Raw genomic sequence first — 2,831 nt, forward strand, 5'->3', positions numbered from 1 at the left:
TCCTTCGTCGCCTACGCAACGGCGCCTGACCGGCGGGACGGCCGCGAACCGCCGCTGACGCGGCGGACCCTCCTCGAGGTCGGGTCGTGCGTGGCGCGGAGTGCGATGTGTGACCGGTCCAACTACGTAGTGTCGTAGCCGGTCCGGCACAATGGTCCCTATGGGTTTCTTCGATCTGCGGTCCACTGCCAGTCGTTTCCGGTTCTTCGCGGTGCTCGAGGCACTGTCGTGGATCGGCCTGCTGACCGGCATGGCGTTCAAGTACATCCCCGCCGAGGGCAACGAGATCGGCGTGAAGATCTTCGGCCCGGTGCACGGCGGCATCTTCGTGCTGTTCGTGATCACCGCGCTGCTGGCCGCGCGCGAGCTGAACTGGAGCTGGAAGACCACCGTGCTGGCGCTGGCGTCGAGCATTCCGCCGCTGGCCACCGTGATCTTCGAGGTCTGGGCGGTGCGCACCGGTCAGCTCGGCGAGCTGAGCACCGGCGCCGCGAAGGCCTCCCCGGCAGCCGCCCCGACGGCTTCGTGACAAACTGGGAACTGTGACTCGACCCGCTGCCCGTCGTCCTTCGCCCGCCGCTGCCGCCGCCATGTCCGGTGCGGTGGATCTGTCCGCGCTGAAGCAGCCGCCCGCCGCTCCCGGCGGTGCGCCTGCGGCCTCGGGGAACCACTCGGTGACCGAGGCGGATTTCGAGACCAAGGTCATCCGCCGCTCGATGCAGGTGCCCGTGGTGGTCGCGCTGTACTCGCAGCGCAGCCCGGGCAGCGTCGAGCTGATCCGCACGCTGGAACGGCTCAACGCCGACGACCGGGGCGGCTGGGATCTGGCCGCCATCGAGGCCGAGCCGAACATGAACATCGTGCAGGCGCTGCGCGTGCAGGGCATTCCCACGGTGATCGCGGTGGCGGGCGGGCAGCCGCTGGCCGACTTCGAGGGCGCCCAGCCCGAGGCCCAGGTCCGGCAGTGGCTGGACGCGGTCATGGACGCGACGGCGGGCAAGCTCGAGGGCGACCCCAACGGTGCGGAGCCCGAGGTCGATGACCCGCGCTTCACCGCCGCCGAGGACGCCCTCGCCGAGGGTGACATCACCGGCGCCGAGGCGGCCTACGAGGCGATCCTGGCCGAGGAACCCGCCAACGAGGAAGCCAAGGCGGCCCTGCGCCAGCTGCGCTTTCTGACCAGGGCCCAGCAGATCGATCCGGCCGTGGTCGCCACCGCCGACGCCGATCCGGCGAATCTGGAGGCCGCCTTCGACGCCGCCGACGTGGAACTGCTCGAGCAGCGCCCCGAGGCCGCGTTCGAACGGATCATCGCCGTCATCAAGCGCACCGCGGGCGACGACCGCACCACGGCGCGCACCCGCCTGCTCGAACTGTTCGAGCTGTTCGATCAGGCCGAGCCCTTCGTGGTCGCGGCCCGGCGCAAGCTGGCCACCGCGCTGTACTGACGCGCGAACCTTCTCCTCGGGGCCGTCCCGGCTGAACTGCCGGGACGGCCCCGTCGTATCTCCGGGTAGACCCGCGGCACCGGCCGCGAGCTGAACGGAGGAGAACGATATGACCTCACTCGACCATTCGGCCGCCCCGGACCAGGCCGAAGTGGAAGCCTTCGCAGGCACGATGATCGAGATGCTCGACCACGCGAGCACCGCCCTGATGATCAGCATGGGGCACCAGGTCGGGCTGTTCGACACCATGGCGGCCAATCCGGGCGCGACCAGTTCGGAACTCGCCACGGCGGCCGGGCTGGACGAGCGCTATGTCCGCGAATGGCTCGGCGCCGTCACCACCGCCGGCATCGTGCGCTACGACCCGCCGACCGCCACCTACACCCTGCCGCCCGCGCACGCGGCGAGCCTGACCAGGGTCGCGGGCCCGGACAACCTGGCCAGGATCATGCAGTTCATCGCCCAGCTCGGCGAGGTGGAGCCCAAGATCGTCGAACGGTTCCGGATCGGCGGTGGCCTGGCCTACGACGACTACGCCCGTTTCCACGCGCTGATGGCGGAGGAGAGCGCCGAGGTGTTCGACGCGGCGCTGATCGATGTGGTGCTGCCGATGTCGCCGGGGCTGACCGACCGGCTGCTGATGGGGATGGACGTCGCCGATATCGCGTGCGGCAGCGGCCACGCGGTGAACCTGATGGCGCGGGCGTTCCCGGCCAGCCGGTTCCGCGGCTACGACTTCTCCGCGGACGCGATCGCGGCGGGCCGCGCCGAGGCCGACGCGATGGGCCTGACCAATGTCGAGTTCTTCGTCCAGGATGTCGCGGAGCTGAATGTGCCGGGAACCTGCGATCTGATCACCGTCTTCGACGCGATCCACGACCAGGCGCATCCGGCGCGGGTGCTGGCCAATATCTCCGCCGCGCTGCGCTCCGACGGTGTCTTCCTGATGGTCGACATCCACGCGTCGAGCATGCTCGAGGAGAACATCGACCTGCCGCTCGGCCCGTTCCTGTACGCGATCTCGACGATGCACTGCATGTCGGTGTCGCTGGGTCAGGGCGGTGACGGGCTCGGCACGGTCTGGGGTGAGCAGCGTGCGCTGTCGATGCTCGCCGACGCCGGGTTCACCGACGTGCGGACACACCATGTCGACGGTGATCCACTCAACACCTACTACGTCGCGGGCAAGGGCTGAGCTACGGTCGAAAGATGGGCTCCAAGAAGGATATTCAGCATCGGGTCGTGACCACATTCCAGCGGCCGCTCAACTGGGTCGTGCGCAGACTGCCCGGCCATCTGCTGCTCGAGACCACCGGCAGGGTGAGCGGGCAGCCGCGGACCACGCCGATCGGTGGGCGCCGGACCGGAGACCAGTTCTGGCTG

At 69.5% G+C, this 2,831-nt stretch carries 4 protein-coding genes; all 4 read left to right on the forward strand.

Annotated features, from left to right (window positions below; genetic code table 11):
- The first annotated feature begins 160 nt into the window (after positions 1-160).
- Entirely contained in the window at positions 161-529 is a 369-nt protein-coding gene (locus ACFWPJ_RS29630; RefSeq protein WP_378856334.1) for a DUF3817 domain-containing protein, read from the forward strand.
- Positions 530-590: 61 nt separating this feature from the next.
- Positions 591-1,448: a co-chaperone YbbN gene (locus ACFWPJ_RS29635; protein WP_378856338.1), complete on the forward strand. Its 858-nt coding sequence runs from the start codon at positions 591-593 to the stop codon at positions 1,446-1,448.
- Positions 1,449-1,557: 109 nt separating this feature from the next.
- Positions 1,558-2,643 (forward strand): class I SAM-dependent methyltransferase, encoded by a 1,086-nt coding sequence (locus tag ACFWPJ_RS29640; protein ID WP_378856336.1) that lies wholly within the window; start codon positions 1,558-1,560, stop codon positions 2,641-2,643.
- 14 nt (positions 2,644-2,657) lie between these two features.
- A partial coding sequence (locus tag ACFWPJ_RS29645; RefSeq protein WP_378856340.1) for a nitroreductase/quinone reductase family protein occupies positions 2,658-2,831 on the forward strand: 174 nt, incomplete at its 3' end.

The sequence above is a fragment of the Nocardia sp. NPDC058497 genome, from assembly GCF_042720195.1.
Classification (GTDB): domain Bacteria; phylum Actinomycetota; class Actinomycetes; order Mycobacteriales; family Mycobacteriaceae; genus Nocardia.

Bases quoted from the DNA above. Each gene is read 5' to 3' on its own strand.
- ACFWPJ_RS29630 (WP_378856334.1), top strand. From the start codon at position 161: ATGGGTTTCTTCGATCTGCGGTCCACTGCCAGTCGTTTCCGGTTCTTC.
- ACFWPJ_RS29635 (WP_378856338.1), top strand. From the start codon at position 591: ATGTCCGGTGCGGTGGATCTGTCCGCGCTGAAGCAGCCGCCCGCCGCT.
- ACFWPJ_RS29640 (WP_378856336.1), top strand. From the start codon at position 1,558: ATGACCTCACTCGACCATTCGGCCGCCCCGGACCAGGCCGAAGTGGAA.